Below are 19,955 nucleotides of genomic sequence, written 5' to 3' on the forward strand. Positions count from 1 at the left end.
GACTGTCCCCCGCCCCCCGCTTCTGGCAAAGCGCGCGGCCATGAGCTTCAACACCTTCGGCCGCGTGTTCCGTTTCACCACCTGGGGCGAGAGCCACGGGCCCGCGCTGGGCGCGGTCGTCGACGGGTGCCCGCCGGGCATCGCACTGACCGAGGCGGACATCCAGCCGTGGCTCGACCGCCGCCGCCCCGGCCAGTCGCGCTTCACGACGCAGCGGCAGGAACCGGATCAGGTCCGCATCCTGTCGGGCGTGTTCGAGGGGCGGACCACCGGCACCCCGATCAGCCTGATGATCGAGAATGTCGACCAGCGCTCGAAGGATTATTCCGCGATTGCGCAGGCCTATCGCCCCGGCCATGCCGATTACGCCTATGACGCCAAGTACGGCATCCGCGACTATCGCGGCGGCGGGCGGTCCTCGGCCCGCGAAACCGCGGCGCGCGTCGCGGCGGGCGCGGTGGCACGCGCCGCGATCCCGCAGGTGCGCGTCCGCGCCTGGGTGGAAGCGATCGGCGGCGACGCGATCGACGATGCCGCGTTCGACGATGCGCAGATCGACGCCAATCCGTTCTTCTGCCCCGATGCCGGCGCCGCCGCACGGTGGGAGGCGGCGATGGACAGCGCGCGCAAGGCCGGGTCGTCGCTGGGCGCGGTGATCGCGTGCGAGGCGACCGGCGTGCCCGCCGGCTGGGGCGCGCCGCTCTATGCCAAGCTCGACAGCGAACTGGCCGCCGCCTGCATGTCGATCAACGCCGTCAAGGGTGTCGAGATCGGGGACGGCTTCGCCGCCGCCGCGCTGTCGGGTGAGCAGAACGCCGATCCGATGCGCCCCGGCGCGGACGGCGTGCCCGAATTCCTTGCCAATCACGCCGGCGGGATCGCGGGCGGGATCGCCACCGGCCAGCCGATCCGCGTCCGCGTCGCCTTCAAGCCGACCAGCTCGATCCTCACCCCCGTTCCCAGCATTACCCGCGACGGCACCGCGACCGAGGTGATGACGAAGGGCCGGCACGACCCCTGCGTCGGGATCCGCGGCGTGCCGGTGGTGGAGGCGATGGTGGCGCTGGTGCTCGCCGATCAGGCGCTGCTGCATCGCGCGCAATGCGTGGGGCACGACTGATCGACGCCCCGCCCCGCCTTATCGCGGGGCACGGCGTAAACCACTGATAGACGTTGTTTTACGGAACGCATCCTGTTCGCGCCCCGTTGAGGGCCGCAATATGACAGGAGAGACGATCATGCGTTCGATCATTCTGATGGCCGCTGCGGCCCTGACGCTTCCCGCGCTTGCCTCCGCCCAGACGACCGGCGGCACCGCCGGCGGCACCATGGTTCAGCCCGGCGGCACCATGGGTCAGCCCGGTGGCACCATGGGCCAGCCCGGTGGCACGATGGGCCAGCCCGGTGGCACCATGGGCCAGCCCGGTGGCACGATGGGCCAGCAGGGCGGCACGACCGGCTCGACGATGGACCCGATGACCACGTCACCGCAGACCACCACCCCCTCGACCCGCCCGGACCGTCGCTCCACCACCCGCTCGTCGCGCCGCGACCGCAGCACGACCACCGGCCCGGATGCCGTGACCAATTCACGCACCACGCTCGGCCAGCCGAATCAGGGCCAGCCGACCGAGCCGACCAATACCCCGCCGACGCAATTGCCGCAGGACGGCACGATGGGCACCACGCCCCCGGCCGATCCGCAGTCGCCCCGCGCCTGATCGCCGGAGCGACGAACAAGGGGCGGCGAAGCCATCGCTTCGCCGCCCCTCGTCATGTCCGGCGCGCGCGGTCGGTCAGACGCGCATCGGCATCAGCACATAGAGCGCCGGGCTCTTGTCGTTCTCGCGGATCAGCGTCGGCGCGGCGGCGTCGGCCAGGTGCACCTCCACCTGATCGGTGCCGATCTGCCCCAGAATGTCGAGCAGATAGCGGCTGTTGAAGCCGATCTCGAAAGGCGCGGAGGTATAGTCGCCCGGCACTTCCTCGGCGGCGGTGCCGTTCTCCGGGCTCGTCACCGACAGCGTGATCTTGTCGCGGTCCAGCGCCATCTTCACCGCGCGCGTCTTCTCGGTCGCGATCGTGGAGACGCGGTCGACGCCCTCCATGAAGCTCTTCGGATCGAGCTTCAGGATCTTGTCGTTCGCGGTCGGGATCACGCGGCTGTAATCGGGGAAAGTGCCGTCGATCAGCTTCGAGGTCAGGATCGCCTGTCCCAGGTCGAAGCGGATCTTGGTGCCCGACAGCGACACGCCGACCGAACCGTCCACCTCGTCGAGCAGCTTGCGCAACTCGGCGATGCACTTGCGCGGCACGATCACGTCCGGCATCCCCGACGCGCCCTCGGGCTGGTCGACGGTGACGCGCGCCAGCCGGTGGCCATCGGTCGCCGCCGCCTTCAGCACACCCTCCGCGACATGCAGGAAGATGCCGTTCAGATAGTAACGCGTCTCTTCGGTCGAGATCGCGAAGCGCGTCTTGTCGATGATCTGCTTCAGCGTCTCGGCCGGCAGCTCGAACTGCGTCGGCAGTTCGCCCTCGGCGATGACCGGGAAGTCGTCGCGCGGCAGCGTGCCGAGCGAGAAGCGCGCGCGCCCCGCCACGATCGTCATCCGCCCATCGGCGGCGGTGATCGACACCTGCGCGCCCTCGGGCAGCTTGCGCGCGATGTCGAACAACGTGTGCGCCGACACGGTGGTCGCGCCCGGCTGCTCGACCGTCGCCGCGACGCTTTCGTTGATCTGCAGGTCCAGGTCGGTCGCCATCAACCGCAGCTGCCCCTCGCCCGTCGCCTCCAGCAGGACGTTGGACAGGATCGGGATGGTGTTGCGCCGCTCCACCACCGACTGGACGTGGCTCAGCCCCTTCAGCAGAGTCGCGCGTTCGATCGTCGCCTTCATGATCACTTTCCCCCGGCCCGCAGGTACTCACCAGGGGCAATTGGCCGATTCTTCCTAGCCAAAAAGAACGGGCCGGAGCAACCCGCTCCGACCCGTCCCGCGTCGCGCCCGTCGATCCGGGGCGATGGATGTCAGAAGCGGATGCCCAGACCCGCCATCAACTGGTGCCGGTCGAGGTCGATGTCATAGCCGTCGAGCTTGCCGTAGTGCGAATAGCGGTATTCCGCGCTCACGAACGACGTCGGCGTCAGCTTGTACTCCAGCCCGGCGCCGACCCGGAAACCGCCCAGGTTCGTCTTGTCGATCAGTTCGTTCTCCGACGTGGTGGTCGCCTGATAACGGCTTTCCATCCGCGCGTTGGTGTAGCCGCCCTTGCCGTAGACCATCGCACGCGGCGTGATGACATAGCCCAGCCGGCCGCCGACGTAGAAGTCGCGCCCCGCCTCGATCGACAGCCGGTCGCCCGCGTTCACCGCATTGTAGCTGCGCGCCTTGGTGGTCGAATCGGTCAGTTCGCCGTCGATGCCGTAGACGATGTTGCCGTTCTGGAAGTCGTAGCCGATGCGACCGCCATAGCCGAAACCCTCGCGCCCTTCCGACTCGCCGTCGCCGCCGTCCTGCACATTGTCGTATCCAGCCAGCACCTCGACGCGACCACCCGCGAACGAGCCGTTCGGGGCCTCGTTCTGGGCCATCGCCGGGGCCGCCGCCGCGAACGCGATCACCGCCGCCGGGATCGCCATTGCAAGCTTACGCATGTCTCACTCCATCTCACTCACCCCGAACGCAGGGCGTGCGGTGTCAAATAACCGGATCGGCGCGCGTTGCATGAACCTGACATAAACACCGAAATCCGTTGCCTTTGGGCCACAGTGCCGCAAGGGCAGGCGCGATGACGATCGCGCTCGCCCTGCTACTGGCCGCCTCGACGCGGACGCCCCTGGGCGTGTGGCAGCGCTGGGCGGCATTGCGCGACGGGCCGCCGCCGCGCTGCTTCGCGATCGCGCAGCCGCTGCGCCGTGACGGCACGACCGACCGGCGCGGCGGCTATGCGGCGGTCGTCGCGCGACAGGGGCCGACCGGCGCCCCGGCGATCCGCTTCCGCCTGTCGCGGCCGCGCGGCGCGGGCGCGCCGCTGACGCTAGCCATCGGCGACCGGCGCTTCGCGCTGGCCGGCGAGCGCGAGACCGCGCGGGCGGCCGATGCCGCCACCGACCGCGCGATCGTCGCGGCGATGCGCGGCGCGCGGGCCATGACGCTGGCGACGCTGGACGCGGCCGGGCGCGACCTGACCGACACCTACCCGCTGGCGGGCGCGGCCACCGCGATCGATGCGGCGCAGCTGGGATGCGTCGGGCGGTAACGCTGGAAAAATCGCGCCGACGGCGCTATGTGCGCGCGATGCTCACAGCCTCGGCCGCCCCCATGCCCATCCCCGGGCACATCGATCCCGTGACCGTGCCGCGCGCCAGCGCGCCGCGCACCGACGGGCGTATCGACCTGATCGGCCTCCCGCGCGACGAATTGCGGCAGGTGCTGGCGGAGGCGGGACTCGACGCGCGTCAGGCGAAACTGCGCGCCAAGCAGATCTGGCACTGGATCTACAATCGTGGCGCGACCGACTTCGCGGCGATGACCGACATCGCCAAGGCGCAGCATCCGTGGCTGGCCGAGCGATTCGTGATCGGCCGCCCGCAGGTGGTGGAGGCGCAGGTCTCGACGGATGGCACGCGCAAATGGCTGCTGCGGAGCGAGGACGGGCAGGATTACGAGGCGGTGTTCATCCCCGACGCCGATCGCGGCACGCTCTGCGTGTCCAGCCAGGTCGGCTGCACGCTCAACTGCCGCTTCTGCCACACCGGCACGATGCGGCTGGTACGCAACCTGACCGCGGGCGAGATCGTCGGGCAGGTGATGCTGGCGCGCGACGCGCTCGGCGAATGGCCCAGCCAGCCCGAGGGGCGGATGCTGACCAACATCGTGATGATGGGGATGGGCGAGCCGCTGTATAACTTCGACGCGGTGCGCGATGCGCTGAAGCTGGTGATGGACGGCGATGGCCTCGCGCTCAGCAAGCGGCGGATCACGCTGTCGACCAGCGGCGTGGTGCCGATGATGGCGCGCGCCGGCGAGGAGATCGGCGTCAACCTCGCGGTATCGCTCCATGCCGTGACCAAGGACGTCCGTGACGAGATCGTGCCGCTGAACCGCAAATACGGCATCGAGGAATTGTTGCAGGCGTGCGCGGACTATCCCGGCGCCAACAACGCGCGCCGCATCACGTTCGAGTACGTGATGCTGAAGGACAAGAACGACTCGGACGCCGAGGCGCATGAACTGGTCCGGCTGCTCAAGCACTACAAGCTGCCCGCCAAGGTCAATCTGATCCCCTTCAATCCGTGGCCGGGCGCGCCCTATGAAACCTCGACGCCCGACCGCGTGCGGCGATTCAGCGAGATCATCTTCGAGGGTGGCATCTCCGCCCCGGTCCGCACCCCGCGCGGGCGCGACATCGATGCGGCCTGCGGGCAGCTGAAGACGGCGGCGGAGAAGAAGAGCCGCGCCGAACTCGACCGGCTGGCGGCGGAGAAGCAGGCCGCGCTTGGTTGACGCCGCCGGGCTGGCGCTTGCCGCCGGTGCGGGGATCGTCGGCGGCATGATGAACGCGCTGGCGGGCGGCGGCACCTTCGCCACCATGCCCGCGCTACTGGCGCTCGGCACGCCCGCCAATATCGCCAATGCCACCTCCAACCTGGGGCTGATGCCCGGCGCGGCGGCGAGCGCGTGGAGCTTCCGCCACGAGTTGCGGCCGGTCGGCGGCGTATCGGTGCGCGTGCTGGCGGGGATCACCTTCGTCGCCGGGCTGCTGGGCAGCGTCCTGCTGGTCGTCACGCCGGGCGCCGCGTTCGACCTGATCGTGCCGTGGCTGTTGCTGATCGCGTTCGTGGCGATCGCGTTCGGCGCGCGCGCCGCCGACTGGCTGGCGGCACGGATGACGATCGGCCCGCGCACGCTGATGGTCGTACAGGCGGTGCTGGGCACCTATGGCGGCTATTTCGGCGGCGGGGTCGGGATCATGACCACCGCCACCTACGGCCTGCTGGCGGGCACGAGCCCGCGCGCGATGTTCGCGCCGCGCACGCTGATGCTCGCCACCGCCAATTTCGCCGCCGCGCTCGTGTTCATCGCTTGCCGGATGGTGCGCTGGGACGCCTGCCTGCCGATGCTGGCGGGCGGGATCGTCGGCGGCTGGCTGGGCGCGATCGTCGGCAAGCGCCTGCCCGCGGTCGCCGTGCGGTGGTGGACGATCCTGGTGACGGGCGCGACGACGGCGGTGTTCTTCGCCCGCGCCTATTTCTGAGCATTCTCAAGGACTATCGGGGCCGATCGGGCGGTTGTTGCGCACTGACCGGACCATTCCGAGCCGGTCCCCACGCGGGCGTCGGTGAATGCCCTTCTATGATCGCCGCTGCCGGACGGAGTCCGGGTCAACGGAGGGGATGGATCATGGTGGAATTCACGGCCGAAGAACGCCTGCGGATCGCGCAGGCGATGATGGACGAAACCCCGATCGAGGCGACGTCGCTCACCGATGTGAAGAGCGTCTTCTGCCAGAACTGGGGCATCGTGAAGCAGGTGCTCGAGTTCCTGTCCGGCTACCTGCCGCTGCCCGTCCGCTGGGCGCTCAAGGCGATCATCACCGCCGGCGACATCCTGCACGGCAAGATCTGCTGATATCGCACGGAGCCGCGCGGGCAGGGGCGCGCCCGCGTGGCTTTCCTCACTCCGGCCGCCGCATCGCGAACTTCTCGCCGGCCTCGAAATACTCCGCCGGCCCGCCGCCGCGCAGGATCGGGCGCGCGCGTTCGGTGCGGTACACGCCGTCCTCCAGCATCGCACGGTCGATATGCACCGCGACCGCCTCGCCCAGCACCAGCCAGCCCGGCAGGTCCGCCCCGTTCCGGTCGCGCAACTGGACGATCTGCGTCACCTCGCACTCGAACTGCACCGGGCTGAGCGCCACGCGCGGCGCCGCGACCCGCGCCGACGGCAGCGTCTCCAGTCCGGCGCGCACGAACTCGTCCTCGTCGGTCGCCGCCGACGTCTCGTTCATCGCCGCCGCCAGATCGCGCGTCGCGAGGTTCCAGACGAACGCGCCCCGCGCCCGCGCATTGGCCAGCGAATCCTTCTCGCCCAGCGAGCAGAAGCCGATGATCGGTGGCCGATAGGAGAACAGGTTGAAGAAGCTGTACGGGGCCAGGTTGCGCCGGCCCTCCGCCGACACGGTGGAGATCCAGCCGATCGGGCGCGGCGCGACGATCGCGTTCAGCGGATCATGCGCAAGGCCATGCCCTTGCGCGGGCTCGTAGAAATGCCATTCGGTCATGGCGCGGCTTCTGCTAGGAAGCGTGCATGTCCGCAACCGTGATCCACCGTCACCGCCTCGCCACCCGCCTGTGGCATTGGGTGAATGCGGTGGCGATCGTCATCCTGATCGGCTCGGGACTGGGGATCAGCAACGCGCACCCGCGCCTCTACTGGGGCCGCTTTGGCGCGAATTTCGATCACGCCTGGGCGCAACTGCCGCGCTTTCCCGCCTGGCTGACGATCCCGGCGAACTACAATCTCGCGATCTCGCGGCGCTGGCACCTGTTCTTCGCACTGGTGCTCGCCTTCTCGCTGCTGGCGTTCATGATCGTCAGCCTGCTCAACCGGCATATCCAGCGCGACCTGCGGGTGCGGCGACGCGACATTGGCGCCGCGCATCTCGCCGCCGACGTGCGCGCGCATCTCGCCTTCCGCTTCCACGATCCGGAGGCACCGGGCGCATATAACGCGCTGCAAAAGCTGAGCTATGTCGCGGTGATCTTCGTCGTGCTGCCGCTGGTGATCCTTACCGGGCTGGCGCTGTCGCCCGGCATGAATGCGGCGTGGCCATGGTTGCTCGACCTGTTCGGCGGACGGCAGTCGGCGCGCTCGCTGCACTTCATCGCGATGGTCGCGATCGCCGCGTTCACCGTGGTGCATCTGGTACTGGTCATCCTGGCGGGATGGCGCAACGAACTGCGCTCGATGCTGACCGGCCGCTGGCGGGTGCCGGAATGATCGCGCCGCTGCTTCGACGCCGCACCCTCATCGCCGGCGGCGCGGGATTGATGCTGACCGGCTGCGATCGCGTGATCCAGCAGCCGACGGTGCGCACGATCCTGTTCAAGGGCGAGGACATGCATCGCGGGCTGCAGCGCGCGCTGTCGAACCGCGATGCGCTCGCGCCGGAGTTTCGCCCCGACCAGATGTCGCCGCGCTTCCGCACCAACGGCACGCGCGATCCGGGAACCGCCGACTATGCCGCCCTGCGCGCCGGGCGATTCGCCGACTGGCGGCTGACGGTCGATGGCCTCGTCGCGCGCCCGTTGCGGCTGTCGCTGGCGGACCTCGGCGCCTTTCCACAGCGCGCGCAGATCACCCGCCACGATTGCGTGGAGGGGTGGAGCGCGATCGGCAAATGGCAGGGCCCGCGCCTCGGCGACGTGCTGAAGGCGGCCGGCATGCGCGACAGCGCGCGCTACGTCGTGTTCCGCTGCGCCGACCTGTACGGCGGCGCGCCCTATTACGAATCGATCGACCTGATCGACGCCTTCCACCCGCAGACGATCCTCGCCTGGGCGATGAACGACCGCTTCCTCGACGTCGGGCACGGCGCGCCGCTCCGGCTCCGGGTCGAGCGGCAATTGGGCTACAAGCACGCCAAATATCTGATGCGCGTCACCGCCGTCGACAGCCTGGCCGGTATCGGCAAGGGGCGCGGCGGCTATTGGGAAGATAATGTCGATTACGACTGGTGGGCGGGGATTTAAGGAGGGTCGTTCGCGCAGAGGCGCGGAGGCGCAGAGATGGTCCGCTTGAAAGGTCAGTATCGGGAGACAATCGAGCGTTGAGATGATGAGAGCGGCTGCGCCGCGAGATCCTTCTCTGCGCCTCCGCGCCTCTGCGCGAACTCAATCTTCCTTCTTGCCCACCCATCGCCGCCGCAACGCGACGACATAGATCACCCCCGCCACCCCCGCGAACAGGAACCACTGCACGGCGTAAGCCAGATGGTTGTTCGGTATCGACTCGATCGACGGCGGCGCATTCGCCGCCAGCCCCGGCGCCGGACGATCCGTCACCAGCATCAGCTCGCGCGCCGCATTCGGCTGCGCCACGGTCGCGATCAGCGGGCGCGCATCGGGCGCATGGGCGATCCAGCCGCGCACCGCGCCGCCGCCCCAGGCTACCGTCCCCACCGGATCGCGAGTCGTGCCGATCTGCACGCGCAGCCCCGGCCCCTCCGCCCCCGTCCGGCAGAGCGCGATCACGCGATAGCCCGCCGCGCCCGCCCCGGCGCGGCTGATCGATACCGGCTCCAGGCAGAAGGCGCTGGCGCGGCGGAACAGCAGGGCTTGGTCGGGAAAGCGCGGAAAGGCGATCGGCGGGCGCGTCGGGTTGGCGGCGAGCTGCGCCAGGAACGCCTCCTTCTGCGGCTTGCGCTCCAGCAACTGCCACAGGCCCAGCGCCACCATCGCGGCGATCGCCAGCGCGACCACGATCGTCGGGACCAGCGGCACGCGCTTCACGGGACGATCCGCCCCTCGCGCGCGGCATTGCGATATTCGGCGGCCAGCAGCCAGCCCTTGGCCACGCGCAGCGACCCGATCACCGCCACGGTGCTCAGCGGCACCCACAACAGGACGTGAAGCCACCACGGCGGCGACAGCGACAGTTCGACGATGATCGCCAGCGCGACGACGATCGCGCCCCAGGCCAGCACCAGCAGCGCCGCCGGACCGTCACCGACATTGAACGCGGCGATATCCAGCCCGCACGCGGGGCAACGGTCCGCAAAGCGCAGCCATCCCGCGAACAGCGTCTTGGCGCCGCACTGCGGGCACAGCCCCTTCAGGCCGCAATCGACCGGGCGGGGCGCAACCGCCGCCGCCCGATTCGGATCGGTCATCCGACGTGGACCGGCGCGCCCCAGCCGCCCCAGACGTACACGGTGACGAACAGGAACAGCCACACGACGTCGACGAAATGCCAGTACCACGCCGCCGCCTCGAAACCGAAATGCTGCTTCGGCGTGAACTCGCCCTGATAGGCGCGGATCAGGCACACGATCAGGAAGATCGTGCCGATGATGACGTGGAAACCGTGGAACCCGGTCGCCATGAAGAACGCCGAGGTATAGTTGATTCCCTTGAACGGGAACGGCGCGTGCATGTACTCGAACGCCTGGATGCTGCTGAACAGCACGCCCAGCGCCACCGTCAGCCACAGCCCCTTCAGCACGCCGTCGCGGTCGCCGACGCCCAGCAGCCCCCAGAAGCCGCGCTTCTCGCCGCCGCGCTGGTTGTGGATCAGCGCGTGGTGCGCCCAGGTGATCGTGGTGCCCGAACACAGCAGGATCAGCGTGTTGAGCAGCGGCAGCTCGAACGCGTCGATGACCTCCAGCCCCTTGGGCGGCCATTGCGCGGCGATCGCGGCCGCGCCCTCGGCGGCACGCTCGACCTGCCCGTCGACGATCTGCATCGCGGTCGGGAACAGCGAGAAGTCGAAGAACGCCCAGAACCAGCCGACGAAGAACATCACCTCGGAGGCGATGAACAGGATCATGCCGTAGCGGAAATGCAGCTGCACGACGGGGGTGTGATCGCCGGCATGGGCCTCGCGGATCACCTGATGCCACCAGCCGTACATGCAGAACAGCACGGACGCGAAACCGATCAGGAACACCCAGCCGCCGCCGGTCGCCTCATGCATGTACATGATGCCGCCCGATGCCATGATGAGCGCGGCGAACGCGCTGAGCAACGGCCACGGGCTGGGCGGGAGGATGTGGTAATCGTGATTCTTGGCACCCGCCATGCGGCTCTCCCCGGTTCGCTTATCGCGCTGTCTTAACCGCTCGTTTTGCCGGAATCCACCGGGTAAAAGGTGTAGCTGAGCGTGATCGTCTGCACGTCGCGCGTATCCGGGTCGGTCAGGATCTTCGGATCGACGTAGAAGATCACCGGCATCCGCTGCGTCTCGCCCGGCTTGAGCGTCTGCTGCGTGAAGCAGAAGCATTGAATCTTGGTGAAATATTTCCCCGCCACGGCGGGGGTGACATTGTAGGTCGCGGTGCCGGTCGTCGCCTGCGCGCCGCGATTGGTCGCGGTGAAGAACGCCATGTCGCGCGCGCCGATCTCGACCGTCTCATGCTCCCGTTCGGGGACGAACCGCCACGGCAGCTTCGGGCTGGTGTTGGCGTCGAACGCGATCTCGACCTGACGATGCACGCCCCCGGGGGCCGTTTCGCCGCGCCCGGTGGTGCCGTTCAACCCCGTCGCCTGACAGAACAGCCGGTAGAGCGGGACGCTGGCGAAGGCGAGCCCGGTCATGAAGCAGATCCCCGCCACCGCCAGCAGCGCGGTGCGCAGCGTCCGGGGGCGCGGCGCGCTCAATGCGCCATCCCCTGCTTGATGCGCGCGATGGTGATGAAGAACACCAGCACGACAAAGGCGCCCAGCAGCAGCGCGACGACGATCGCGCGCGCCTTCTGACGGCGACGGATGAGATTCTGTTCGTCTTCGGTCATGCCACCCACCGATCGACGACCAGCGCGCCGAAGATCACGAAAAGATACAGGATCGAGTAAGCGAACAGCCGCTTCTCGTAGAACATCGGCGTGCCGCCGCGCTTCGCCCCCGCCGCGACCAGCGCGGCCAGCACGCAGAAGGCGGCGGTCAGCGCGACCGCGACCACGCCGTAGATCGGCCCCGTCAGCCCCAGCGGCCACGGCGCGACCGCCGCCGCCGCCATCGGGATCGTGTAGAGCCCGATCTGCCGCCGCGTCGCCGCCTCGCCCGCCACCACCGGCAGCATCGGGACGCCGGCATTGGCATAATCGGTCTTCACGAACAGCGCGAGCGCCCAGAAATGCGGCGGGGTCCACAGGAACACCAGCGCGAACAGCAGCAGCGGCAGGAGCGCGACCTCGCCCGTCGCCGCCGCCCATCCGATCAACGGCGGGAACGCGCCGGCCGCGCCGCCGATGACGATGTTCTGCGGCGTGCGGCGCTTCAGCCAGACGGTATAGATCAGCACGTAGAACAGGATCGACACCGCCAGAATCGCGGCGGCGGCCAGATTCACTGCCAGCCCCATCAAAATGACCGAAAACGCGCCGAGTCCCACTCCGAAATGCAGCGCGGATTGCCGCTCCATCCGGCCTGCCGGCAGCGGGCGCTGCGCCGTACGCTTCATCACCGCGTCGATATCCGCCTCATACCATTGGTTGAGCGCCCCGGCCGCGCCCGCGCCCAGCGCGATGCACAGGATCGCGGTGAAACCCAGCACCGGATCGATTCCCACCGGCGCGGCCAGCATCCCGCAAAGCCCTGTAAAGACGACGAGCGTCATCACGCGCGGCTTGGTCAGCGCCAGGAAGTCGCGCCAGTCGGCGGGGGGAAGCAGGGGCGTCGCGGGGGTCATGGAGCGCGCGACCCTAGCCCGCCGAAGCGGGCGAGGGAAGCCGCGCCAGCCAGTCGAGCAGCAGGCGATTCACCTCGGCCGGTCGCTCCTCCTGCGTCCAGTGCCCGCATCCGTCGAGCATATGCGCTTCCACCAGCGGCACGTGCGGGCGCATCACGGCAAGGGGATCGCCATAGGCGCCGAAACCGAATGCCGCCGGGTCGCGCGTACCGGCGATGAATAGGGCAGGCTGCTGAATACCCGCGCCTTTCCACTTCTGCGCCCAGGCGAAATCGCGTTCATGGTTGCGATAGCGGTTGAGCGGGCCGCGAAAACCCTTCGCCGCGAACTCGCCAGCCATGTGATCGAGGTCGGCCGCGCTCAGCCATGCAGGGAAGGGATCGGGATCGACGAGACCGTCGAGCAGGTTGGAGCTCGCCGGCTTCTCCGGCCAGCTTCCCGGCGGTGCGTCCCCGCTGATCGCGTAATAGAGCCGCCGCAGATAGCCGCGCACGTCGGCTTCGGCTTCGGCCTCCGCCGGGCCGGGTTCCAGGAACCATTGCTGGTAGAAGAACCGCCCGCGATCGGTGAAAGCGCGGCGGAAAATCTCCGTGAAGGGCCGCGCGGGCACCCCCGTGAACGGAACCGACAGGCCGGCGACCGCCGCCACGCGATCGCGACGGGTGAGTGCGCTGTACCAGACGATCGGCGCGCCCCAGTCGTGCCCGACGAGAATCGCCGGCGCCTCCGGCTGGAGCACGTCGGCGACCGCGACGACATCCTCGACCATCGACGCCATGCCATAGGCGGCAATGTCGTGGGGTGCGTCGGAGCCGCCATAGCCGCGGACGTCGAGCGCCGCCGCCGTATAGCCGGCCTCGACCAGCGGCGCGAACTGATGCCGCCAGCTGTACCAGCCTTCCGGAAAACCGTGGACCATCAGGACCAGCGGCCCCTCCCCCTCGACCATCACGCGCAGCCGGACGCCGCCGGTATCGATCAGGCGCGGCTCGGGCATGGCACTCTCCTGCGGTAATGATAGCCGTAGAGATCGGTCGCGAACCCCATCGCCGCGTAAAGCGCGCGGGCGGGCGCGTTCGTTTCCTCGACCTGAAGCGCGATGTGGGCGGCACCGTGGCGATCCGCCCAGCCGATCAGCGCGGCGACGATCGCGCGCGCATGACCACGTCGCCGCGCCGCCGGATCGGTACCGACCGCCTCGATCACCGCGATCCCGTCGTGAAGCGCGACGTAACCGATGGCCCGAACCGCGCCACCTTCCTCAAGCCGGGCGTAGCCGGCCGGGACCGACAGCCGCGCCGCCATCTCGGTCGGGTCGCTCGCACCGGGCGCCAGGTGGCGGCGCGCGGCTAGCCAGCACGGCCCGGCATGATCGGCGACGACCGCGCCGGACCATCGGTGCCCGCCGCCCCCCTGTCGCATCAGCGTCCGCGTCGCGCCTTCCGGGCCGGCAAACCCCTCCGCGTCGAGCCAGTCGGTGGCGGAGCACGTGAGGTCGGTGACACGGACGATCGTGGGCAGCCCGGCCGCCGCATAGTGCGCGTCGATCCGGGCCAGCACCGAACGGTCGAGCAGGGCGTCGGCGGTCACGGCGCTGGCGGCGTTGATGCGGCGGCTGCCCCCTCCGGAGCGTGCGGCCCACCAATCGCCGATCCGGGTTCGCTCGGCCGGCGGAAGAGCGGCGACGCAGGCTCTTTCGATGCGCCACGCCAGCGGATCAGCGGTCATCTGCATGCCCCGAAAACGACGACGGCGAGGAAGCTGTCGCTTCCCCGCCGCCGGTCATCGCCGCGATCGTCAGTCGATCTTCGGCAGCGTCTCGAACTGGTGGAACGGTGGCGGGCTGGACAGCGTCCACTCCAGCGTCGTCGCCCCCTCGCCCCACGGATTGTCGGGCGCCTTCTTGCCCGCGATCAGCGACCAGATGACGTTGACGAAGAAGATCGCCATGCCCGCCGCCATGATCATGTAGCCGATCGTGGCGATGTTGTTCCAGTGCGCGAAACCGTCCGGATAGTCCGGGTAGCGACGCGGCATACCCTGCAGGCCCAGGAAGTGCATCGGGAAGAACAACAGGTTCACGCCGACGAAGAACACCCAGAAGTGCAACTGGCCGAGCAGTTCCGAATACATCTTACCCGACATCTTCGGGAACCAGTAATAGAAGCCCGCGAACAGCGAGAACACCGCACCCAGCGACAGTACGTAGTGGAAGTGCGCCACGACGTAATAGGTGTCCTGCATGTAATCATCGACGCCGCCGTTGGCGAGCACCACGCCGGTCACGCCACCGACCGTGAACATGAAGATGAAACCGATCGCCCAGACCATCGGGGTCGGGAAGCGGAGCGAGCCGCCCCACATCGTCGCGATCCACGAGAAGATCTTGATGCCGGTCGGCACCGCGATCACCATCGTCGCGGCGGTGAAATACATCTTCACGTTGACGCTCATGCCGGTCGTGAACATGTGGTGCGCCCAGACGACGAACCCGACCACGCCGATCGCGACCATCGCATAGGCCATGCCCAGATAGCCGAAGACCGGCTTGCGGCTGAACGTGGCGACGATGTGGCTGATGATGCCGAAGCCCGGCAGGATCATGATGTACACTTCGGGGTGGCCGAAGAACCAGAACAGATGCTGGTACAGCACCGGATCGCCGCCGCCCGCCGGATCGTAGAAGGTCGTGCCGAAGTTACGATCGGTCAACAGCATCGTGATCGCCGCCGCCAGCACCGGCAGCGCCAGCAACAGCAGGAAGGCGGTGACCAGCACCGACCAGGCGAACAACGGCATCTTGTGCAACGTCATGCCCGGCGCGCGCATGTTGAAGATCGTGGTGATGAAGTTGATGGCGCCCAGGATCGAGCTCGCGCCCGAAAGGTGGAGCGACAGGATCGCCATATCGACCGACGGCCCCGGCTCGCCATAGGTGGAGAGCGGCGCATAGACGGTCCAGCCGGTACCCGCACCCCCGAAGAACGGCGAGGCGAGCAGCAGCAGGAATGCGGGGACCAGCAGCCAGAAGCTGATGTTGTTCATGCGCGGGAACGCCATGTCGGGCGCGCCGATCATGATCGGCACGAACCAGTTGCCGAAGCCGCCGATCATCGCCGGCATCACCATGAAGAACACCATGATGAGGCCGTGCGCCGTGACCAGCACGTTCCACAGGTGCAGCGCCTGGTCGAACGTCTGTTCTTGCCCGCCGTGCAGCATCGTCGCCCACTGCGGCAGATACTGGATGCCGGGATGCATCAGTTCGGCCCGCATCAGGCCCGAAATCCCGCCGCCGATGATCCCCGCGACGATCGCGAAGATCAGGTAGAGCGTGCCGATGTCCTTGTGGTTCGTCGACATGAACCAGCGGGCGAAGAAGCCGGGCTTGTGATCGGCGTCCGCATGATGGTGATGATCGTCGTGCGCCACGAAAGCGGACGGATGGAGCGCGGTGTCGGTCATGATCTTAGCGTCCGGCTTCGCCGACGCCGCCCGGATTGCCGGTGGCGCCCTGCGGTGAAGTGGTGGGAGTGTCGGTCCCGTTCTCGGTCGGGCCGGTCATGGCGTTGGCGACCGCCGCCTCGTCCATCACCGCGGCGGAATTGTCCGCGCCCGGCTGGGGAATGACGGCATCCGACGCCTTGCCCGGCGCGGGCATCGTGCCACCCTTGGCGCGGACCCACGCCGCGAACTGCTCCGGCGTCACCGCCTCGACCGCGATCGGCATGAAGGCGTGACGCGCGCCGCACAATTCGCTGCACTGGCCGAAATACAGGCCCGGCTTGTCGATCGTGAAGCTGGTCTCGTTCAACCGGCCCGGGATCGCGTCCAGCTTGATCCAGAACGCCGGGACCGCCCAGCTGTGAATGACGTCGTTGGCGGTGGTGATGAGGCGGATCGGCACGCCGACCGGCAGGACGACGCGATTGTCGGTCGCCAGCAGGCGCGGACCGTCGGCGGCACTGCGCGCTCGCTCGCCCGGTGCGACCTGATTGCCCTCCTTCAGCATGTTGGCGGTGATCTCGATCCCGCCATGATCCGGATATTGATAGCTCCAGAACCACTGGTTGCCGATCGCCTTCAGCGTGACCGCACCCGCCGGGGCCGGCTTGAACTGCGCCTGCAGCAGGCCGATCGACGGCACCGCGATCGCGACAAGGATCAGCACCGGGATCAGCGTCCACGCCACCTCGATCGCGGTATTGTGGCTGGTGCGCGACGGCACCGGGTTCCGCGCGGCGCGGAACCGCACCATCACGACGACCAGCAGCACCAGCACGAGGACTGAGATGAAGGTGATGAGCGGGAACAGGATGCGATCGTGAAACCAGTGCGCGCGCAGGCCATTCTTGGTCACCTGCGGCTGGATGTGCATCACGCCGTCGAGCGGCTGACCGACGCCGGGCGCCGAGGCGGTCGCGTTCAGTGCGGGAGCGCCGTCCATCGCCAACGCGGGCGCGGCAGGTGCCGCATCCGCCTTTTGCAGCGCACCGCCCGACGTGCCCTGGTTCGAATCGGCGGGGCGCAACCCGGTCGGCGCCGCGGTCGCGGCCGTGGCCGGCGAGGTCGCGGCCTGCGCATGGGCGCCACCCGCGGCGGCCACGCCCGTCATGGCGAGGCTTGCCGCCAGCACCCACTTCTTGAACCCGGTTCTCAGCATCTTGTTATCGTCACCCCTGTCGTGGTGCGCGCGTCCGCGTACCGGGCGTCGTGAGCGCCCCTCCTGGGCCCTGCCTATACATTCCCGCCCCGCGCCTCAAGAGGGCGTTCATCCGCGCTTTTTCTGCATCAAGGCGCGTTGCGCGCGCGCGGTGGCGCTCGTATGGCGCGCGCAGGAGACCTTTCACGTGATGACCGACGACGACGTGCTGGCCGAATTCCGCGCCGCGGACGCGCTTCTTGAAGGGCATTTCATCCTGTCCTCCGGCTTGCGCAGCCCGCGCTATCTGCAATGCGCGCGCGTGCTGATGAACCCGCGCCGCGCCGCGCGGCTGGCCGAGGCACTGGCGACCCGCATTCCGGCCGAACTGCGCACGCGGATCACCGCCGTCGTCGCGCCGGCGATGGGCGGGGTGATCGCGGGGCAGGAGATGGCGCGCGCGCTGGACGTCGATGCGATGTTCGTCGAGCGCCCGACCGGCACCTTCGAGCTGCGGCGCGGCTTCCGCCTGGAACCCGGCCAGGAAGTCCTGATGATGGAGGACGTCGTCACCACCGGCCTGTCGAGCCGCGAGGCGATCAAGGCGATCGAGACGGCGGGTGGGCGCGTGATCGCGGGCGCGGCGCTGGTCGACCGTTCGAACGGCACCGCCGATATCGGCGTCCCGTTCTTCCCGCTGATCCGGCTGGAGGTGCCCACCTATCAGCCCGACGACCTGCCCCCCGAACTGGCGGCGATCCCGGCGATCAAGCCCGGCAGCCGGGCGGCGGCGTGACCATGAGCGGCCCCCTGCGCCTCGGGGTCAATATCGACCATGTCGCGACGGTGCGCAACGCGCGTGGCGGCGGCCTGCCCGATCCGGTCCGCGCCGCGTTGCTGGCGGCCCGGGCGGGGGCGGACGGGATCACCGCGCATCTGCGCGAGGATCGCCGCCACATCACCGATGCGGACATCGCGCGTCTGTCCGCCGAACTCTCGATCCCGCTCAATCTGGAAATGGCCGCGACGGAGGAGATGCTTGCCATCGCGCTGCGCCATGGCCCGCACGCCGCCTGTATCGTGCCCGAGAAACGTGAGGAGCGCACAACCGAGGGCGGGATTGATGCCGCCGGGCAGTACGACCGCCTCGCGCCGATGGTGCGCGCACTAAGCGCGGCAGATATCCGCGTCTCGCTGTTTATCGAGCCCGACCCGCGGCAGATCGCGGCGGCGGTGGCGCTGGGCGCGCCGGTCGTCGAGCTGCACACCGGGCGCTATGCCGAACTGGACGGTGCCGCGCGCACCACCGAGCTCCGCCGCCTGTCGGATGCCGCCGCGCTGGCGGCGAAGAACGGCATCGAGGTCCATGCGGGTCATGGCCTCACCTTCGACAACGTGACCCCGATCGCTGCGATCCCGCAGGTGCGCGAGCTGAACATCGGCCATTTCCTGATCGGCGAAGCGATCTTCACCGGGCTGGACGACAGCGTCCGGCGAATGAAGGCGTTGATGGAGGAAGCCCGTTGATCGTCGGGCTCGGCTCCGACCTGTGCAATATCGAGCGGATCGCGCATTCGCTGGAGCGGTTCGGCGAGCGGTTCGAGGCGCGCGTCTTCACCGACCTCGAACGCGCCAAAGCCGCCAGGCGCCCGTTCACCAAGGCGGGTACGCTGGCCAAGCGTTTCGCCGCCAAGGAGGCATTCTCCAAGGCGGTCGGCACCGGGTTCAAGGCGGGCGTGTTCATGAAGGACATCGGCGTCGTCAACGCCCCCTCGGGCGCGCCGACGCTGGCACTGACCGGCGGGGCGAAGGATCGGCTCGACGCGATGATCCCCGCCGGGCATCGCGCGCGTGTTCATCTGACGCTGACCGACGATCATCCCTGGGCGCAGGCATTCGTCATCATCGAGGCGCTGCCCGATCAACCCGCAGGAGCCGAGTGACGGCGTGGCCGAGGATATCGCATTGACCGCCGAACCGGGTGTGCCCGCCGCCACCCCCGCCGATACCAGGACAGCGCGCGCCGGTTTCGACTGGTGGGGGGAGATAAAGGGGCTGTTCTGGCTGTTGCTGGCGGTACTGGGCTTCCACAGCTTCATCGCCAAGCCATTCTATATCCCCAGCGAGTCGATGCTTCCGGGCCTGCTGGTCGGGGATCGACTGGTGGTGTCGAAATTCGCCTATGGCTGGTCGTTCGTCTCGCCAACCATCCCCGATCCGGTCGCGATCACGCGCAGCCTGGTGCTGCGCGAGCCGGTCGACAGCTGGTCCGTGCAACTGCCGTACATCCATGGCCGTATCTGGGGCAGCCTGCCGGAACGCGGCGACGTGGTGATCGTGACCCCGCCGGGCCAGTCGAGCGACTATATCAAACGCGTCATCGGATTGCCGGGCGATACGCTGGCGGTGCGCGGCGGGGTTGTGATCCTGAACGGCAGGCCGGTCGCGCGCGGCCCGCTCCACTATCGCGACCTGCCGGTCGACGCGAACGCAACCTGCGATCCGGTGCAATATCCGGGCGCCAGGCAGGTGCGCGGCGACGGCACGACCATCTGCCACCTGCCGATCGTCACCGAGACGTTGCCCAACGGCCGCCGCTACGACACGGTCGATCTGGAACCGGACAGCCCCGGCGACAATTATGGCCCGGTGACGATCCCCGCCAACCACGTCTTCCTGATGGGCGACAATCGCGACCGCTCGGCCGACAGCCGCTTCGCGCTCGGCGGTTTCGAGCGTGGCCTGGGCGGACCCGTACCCTATGAGAATATCGGCGGGCGCGCGGAGTTCATCACGTTCTCGGTCAACGGTGACGCGACGTGGAACCCGTTGAGCTGGCCGCGCGCACTGCGCGGCGGACGCGCGGGCACGTCGCTCCACCCGGCCCGCACCCAGTGACC

25 protein-coding genes are annotated in these 19,955 nt (G+C 68.7%); 12 read left to right on the forward strand and 13 right to left on the reverse strand.

Annotated features, from left to right (window positions below; all coding sequences use genetic code 11):
* Window positions 1-40 precede the first annotated feature (40 nt).
* Together aroC and NS334_RS05985 are read left to right on the forward strand one after the other, a co-directional pair.
* Entirely contained in the window at window positions 41-1,120 is a 1,080-nt protein-coding gene (aroC, locus tag NS334_RS05980; RefSeq protein ID WP_058755059.1) for a chorismate synthase, read from the forward strand.
* Between the two features lie 118 nt (window positions 1,121-1,238).
* The gene (locus NS334_RS05985) at window positions 1,239-1,721 is read left to right on the forward strand and encodes a hypothetical protein (RefSeq protein WP_058755060.1); all 483 of its coding nucleotides are present in this window, start codon (window positions 1,239-1,241) and stop codon (window positions 1,719-1,721) included.
* A gap of 75 nt (window positions 1,722-1,796) precedes the next feature.
* Here the strand turns inward: NS334_RS05985 and dnaN are convergent, their stop codons facing one another.
* Together dnaN and NS334_RS05995 are read right to left on the reverse strand one after the other, a co-directional pair.
* On the reverse strand, window positions 1,797-2,900 hold the full coding sequence (dnaN, locus tag NS334_RS05990; RefSeq protein ID WP_058755122.1) for a DNA polymerase III subunit beta: 1,104 nt from the start codon (window positions 2,898-2,900) through the stop codon (window positions 1,797-1,799).
* Window positions 2,901-3,031: 131 nt separating this feature from the next.
* Window positions 3,032-3,658 (reverse strand): outer membrane protein, encoded by a 627-nt coding sequence (locus NS334_RS05995; RefSeq protein ID WP_058755061.1) that lies wholly within the window; start codon window positions 3,656-3,658, stop codon window positions 3,032-3,034.
* 134 nt (window positions 3,659-3,792) lie between these two features.
* Between NS334_RS05995 and NS334_RS06000 the strand changes: the two genes are divergently transcribed.
* From NS334_RS06000 to NS334_RS06015, 4 genes are all read left to right on the forward strand, one after another.
* On the forward strand, window positions 3,793-4,263 hold the full coding sequence (locus NS334_RS06000; protein WP_058755062.1) for a hypothetical protein: 471 nt from the start codon (window positions 3,793-3,795) through the stop codon (window positions 4,261-4,263).
* A 62-nt stretch (window positions 4,264-4,325) separates the two neighbouring features.
* A complete protein-coding gene (rlmN, locus tag NS334_RS06005; protein WP_241491826.1) occupies window positions 4,326-5,510 on the forward strand; it encodes a 23S rRNA (adenine(2503)-C(2))-methyltransferase RlmN in 1,185 nt (394 codons plus the stop codon).
* The gene (locus NS334_RS06010; RefSeq protein ID WP_058755063.1) at window positions 5,503-6,261 is read left to right on the forward strand and encodes a sulfite exporter TauE/SafE family protein; all 759 of its coding nucleotides are present in this window, start codon (window positions 5,503-5,505) and stop codon (window positions 6,259-6,261) included. The genes rlmN and NS334_RS06010 overlap by 8 nt, the downstream gene beginning before the upstream one ends.
* Window positions 6,262-6,407: 146 nt before the next feature.
* The gene (locus tag NS334_RS06015; RefSeq protein WP_058755064.1) at window positions 6,408-6,635 is read left to right on the forward strand and encodes a hypothetical protein; all 228 of its coding nucleotides are present in this window, start codon (window positions 6,408-6,410) and stop codon (window positions 6,633-6,635) included.
* Window positions 6,636-6,681: 46 nt separating this feature from the next.
* On the opposite strand, the gene NS334_RS06020 is transcribed toward NS334_RS06015, so the two are convergent.
* Window positions 6,682-7,287, reverse strand: coding sequence for a flavin reductase family protein (locus NS334_RS06020; protein ID WP_058755065.1), 606 nt, complete (start codon window positions 7,285-7,287; stop codon window positions 6,682-6,684).
* 26 nt (window positions 7,288-7,313) lie between these two features.
* Between NS334_RS06020 and NS334_RS06025 the strand changes: the two genes are divergently transcribed.
* Both NS334_RS06025 and NS334_RS06030 read left to right on the forward strand, forming a co-directional pair.
* Window positions 7,314-8,006, forward strand: a complete 693-nt coding sequence (locus NS334_RS06025) for a cytochrome b/b6 domain-containing protein (RefSeq protein ID WP_058755066.1) — start codon at window positions 7,314-7,316, stop codon at window positions 8,004-8,006.
* Entirely contained in the window at window positions 8,003-8,758 is a 756-nt protein-coding gene (locus NS334_RS06030; protein ID WP_058755067.1) for a molybdopterin-dependent oxidoreductase, read from the forward strand. The genes NS334_RS06025 and NS334_RS06030 overlap by 4 nt, the downstream gene beginning before the upstream one ends.
* 141 nt (window positions 8,759-8,899) lie before the next feature.
* On the opposite strand, the gene NS334_RS06035 is transcribed toward NS334_RS06030, so the two are convergent.
* The 10 genes from NS334_RS06035 to coxB all read right to left on the reverse strand — a co-directional run bounded on the left by NS334_RS06035 (window position 8,900) and on the right by coxB (window position 17,076).
* Entirely contained in the window at window positions 8,900-9,517 is a 618-nt protein-coding gene (locus tag NS334_RS06035; RefSeq protein WP_058755068.1) for an SURF1 family cytochrome oxidase biogenesis protein, read from the reverse strand.
* Window positions 9,514-9,897 carry a DUF983 domain-containing protein gene (locus NS334_RS06040; protein WP_058755069.1) on the reverse strand — a complete coding sequence of 128 codons (384 nt, stop codon included), beginning with the start codon at window positions 9,895-9,897 and terminating at the stop codon, window positions 9,514-9,516. Before NS334_RS06040 ends, NS334_RS06035 begins: the two co-directional genes overlap by 4 nt.
* Window positions 9,894-10,805: a cytochrome c oxidase subunit 3 gene (locus NS334_RS06045; protein ID WP_058755070.1), complete on the reverse strand. Its 912-nt coding sequence runs from the start codon at window positions 10,803-10,805 to the stop codon at window positions 9,894-9,896. The genes NS334_RS06040 and NS334_RS06045 overlap by 4 nt, the downstream gene beginning before the upstream one ends.
* Window positions 10,806-10,837: 32 nt before the next feature.
* A complete protein-coding gene (locus tag NS334_RS06050) occupies window positions 10,838-11,383 on the reverse strand; it encodes a cytochrome c oxidase assembly protein (RefSeq protein ID WP_058755071.1) in 546 nt (181 codons plus the stop codon).
* Window positions 11,380-11,517, reverse strand: coding sequence for a hypothetical protein (locus tag NS334_RS18570; RefSeq protein ID WP_184036396.1), 138 nt, complete (start codon window positions 11,515-11,517; stop codon window positions 11,380-11,382). The genes NS334_RS06050 and NS334_RS18570 overlap by 4 nt, the downstream gene beginning before the upstream one ends.
* Window positions 11,514-12,413 (reverse strand): heme o synthase, encoded by a 900-nt coding sequence (locus tag NS334_RS06055; protein WP_058755072.1) that lies wholly within the window; start codon window positions 12,411-12,413, stop codon window positions 11,514-11,516. Before NS334_RS06055 ends, NS334_RS18570 begins: the two co-directional genes overlap by 4 nt.
* Window positions 12,414-12,426: 13 nt before the next feature.
* Complete coding sequence (locus NS334_RS06060; RefSeq protein WP_058755073.1) at window positions 12,427-13,410, reverse strand: alpha/beta fold hydrolase; 984 nt, start codon at window positions 13,408-13,410, stop codon at window positions 12,427-12,429.
* Window positions 13,392-14,147 (reverse strand): GNAT family N-acetyltransferase, encoded by a 756-nt coding sequence (locus NS334_RS06065; protein ID WP_058755074.1) that lies wholly within the window; start codon window positions 14,145-14,147, stop codon window positions 13,392-13,394. Before NS334_RS06065 ends, NS334_RS06060 begins: the two co-directional genes overlap by 19 nt.
* Before the next feature lie 63 nt (window positions 14,148-14,210).
* Window positions 14,211-15,878 (reverse strand): cytochrome c oxidase subunit I, encoded by a 1,668-nt coding sequence (gene ctaD / locus NS334_RS06070; protein WP_058755075.1) that lies wholly within the window; start codon window positions 15,876-15,878, stop codon window positions 14,211-14,213.
* Window positions 15,879-15,882: 4 nt separating this feature from the next.
* On the reverse strand, window positions 15,883-17,076 hold the full coding sequence (gene coxB, locus NS334_RS06075; protein WP_058755076.1) for a cytochrome c oxidase subunit II: 1,194 nt from the start codon (window positions 17,074-17,076) through the stop codon (window positions 15,883-15,885).
* Between the two features lie 190 nt (window positions 17,077-17,266).
* On the opposite strand from coxB, the gene pyrE reads away from it, so the two are divergent.
* Genes pyrE through lepB form a run of 4 tightly spaced genes read left to right on the forward strand, consistent with a single transcriptional unit; the run spans window position 17,267 to window position 19,953 of the window.
* Entirely contained in the window at window positions 17,267-17,851 is a 585-nt protein-coding gene (gene pyrE, locus NS334_RS06080) for an orotate phosphoribosyltransferase (RefSeq protein WP_058755124.1), read from the forward strand.
* Window positions 17,852-17,853: 2 nt separating this feature from the next.
* The gene (locus NS334_RS06085; RefSeq protein WP_058755077.1) at window positions 17,854-18,582 is read left to right on the forward strand and encodes a pyridoxine 5'-phosphate synthase; all 729 of its coding nucleotides are present in this window, start codon (window positions 17,854-17,856) and stop codon (window positions 18,580-18,582) included.
* Window positions 18,579-18,998, forward strand: a complete 420-nt coding sequence (gene acpS / locus NS334_RS06090) for a holo-ACP synthase (RefSeq protein WP_058755078.1) — start codon at window positions 18,579-18,581, stop codon at window positions 18,996-18,998. Before NS334_RS06085 ends, acpS begins: the two co-directional genes overlap by 4 nt.
* Before the next feature lie 40 nt (window positions 18,999-19,038).
* The gene (lepB, locus tag NS334_RS06095) at window positions 19,039-19,953 is read left to right on the forward strand and encodes a signal peptidase I (protein WP_241491830.1); all 915 of its coding nucleotides are present in this window, start codon (window positions 19,039-19,041) and stop codon (window positions 19,951-19,953) included.
* Window positions 19,954-19,955 lie beyond the last annotated feature (2 nt).

It is taken from the genome of Sphingomonas endophytica, from assembly GCF_001476895.1.
Taxonomy (GTDB): Bacteria; Pseudomonadota; Alphaproteobacteria; order Sphingomonadales; family Sphingomonadaceae; genus Sphingomonas; species Sphingomonas endophytica_A.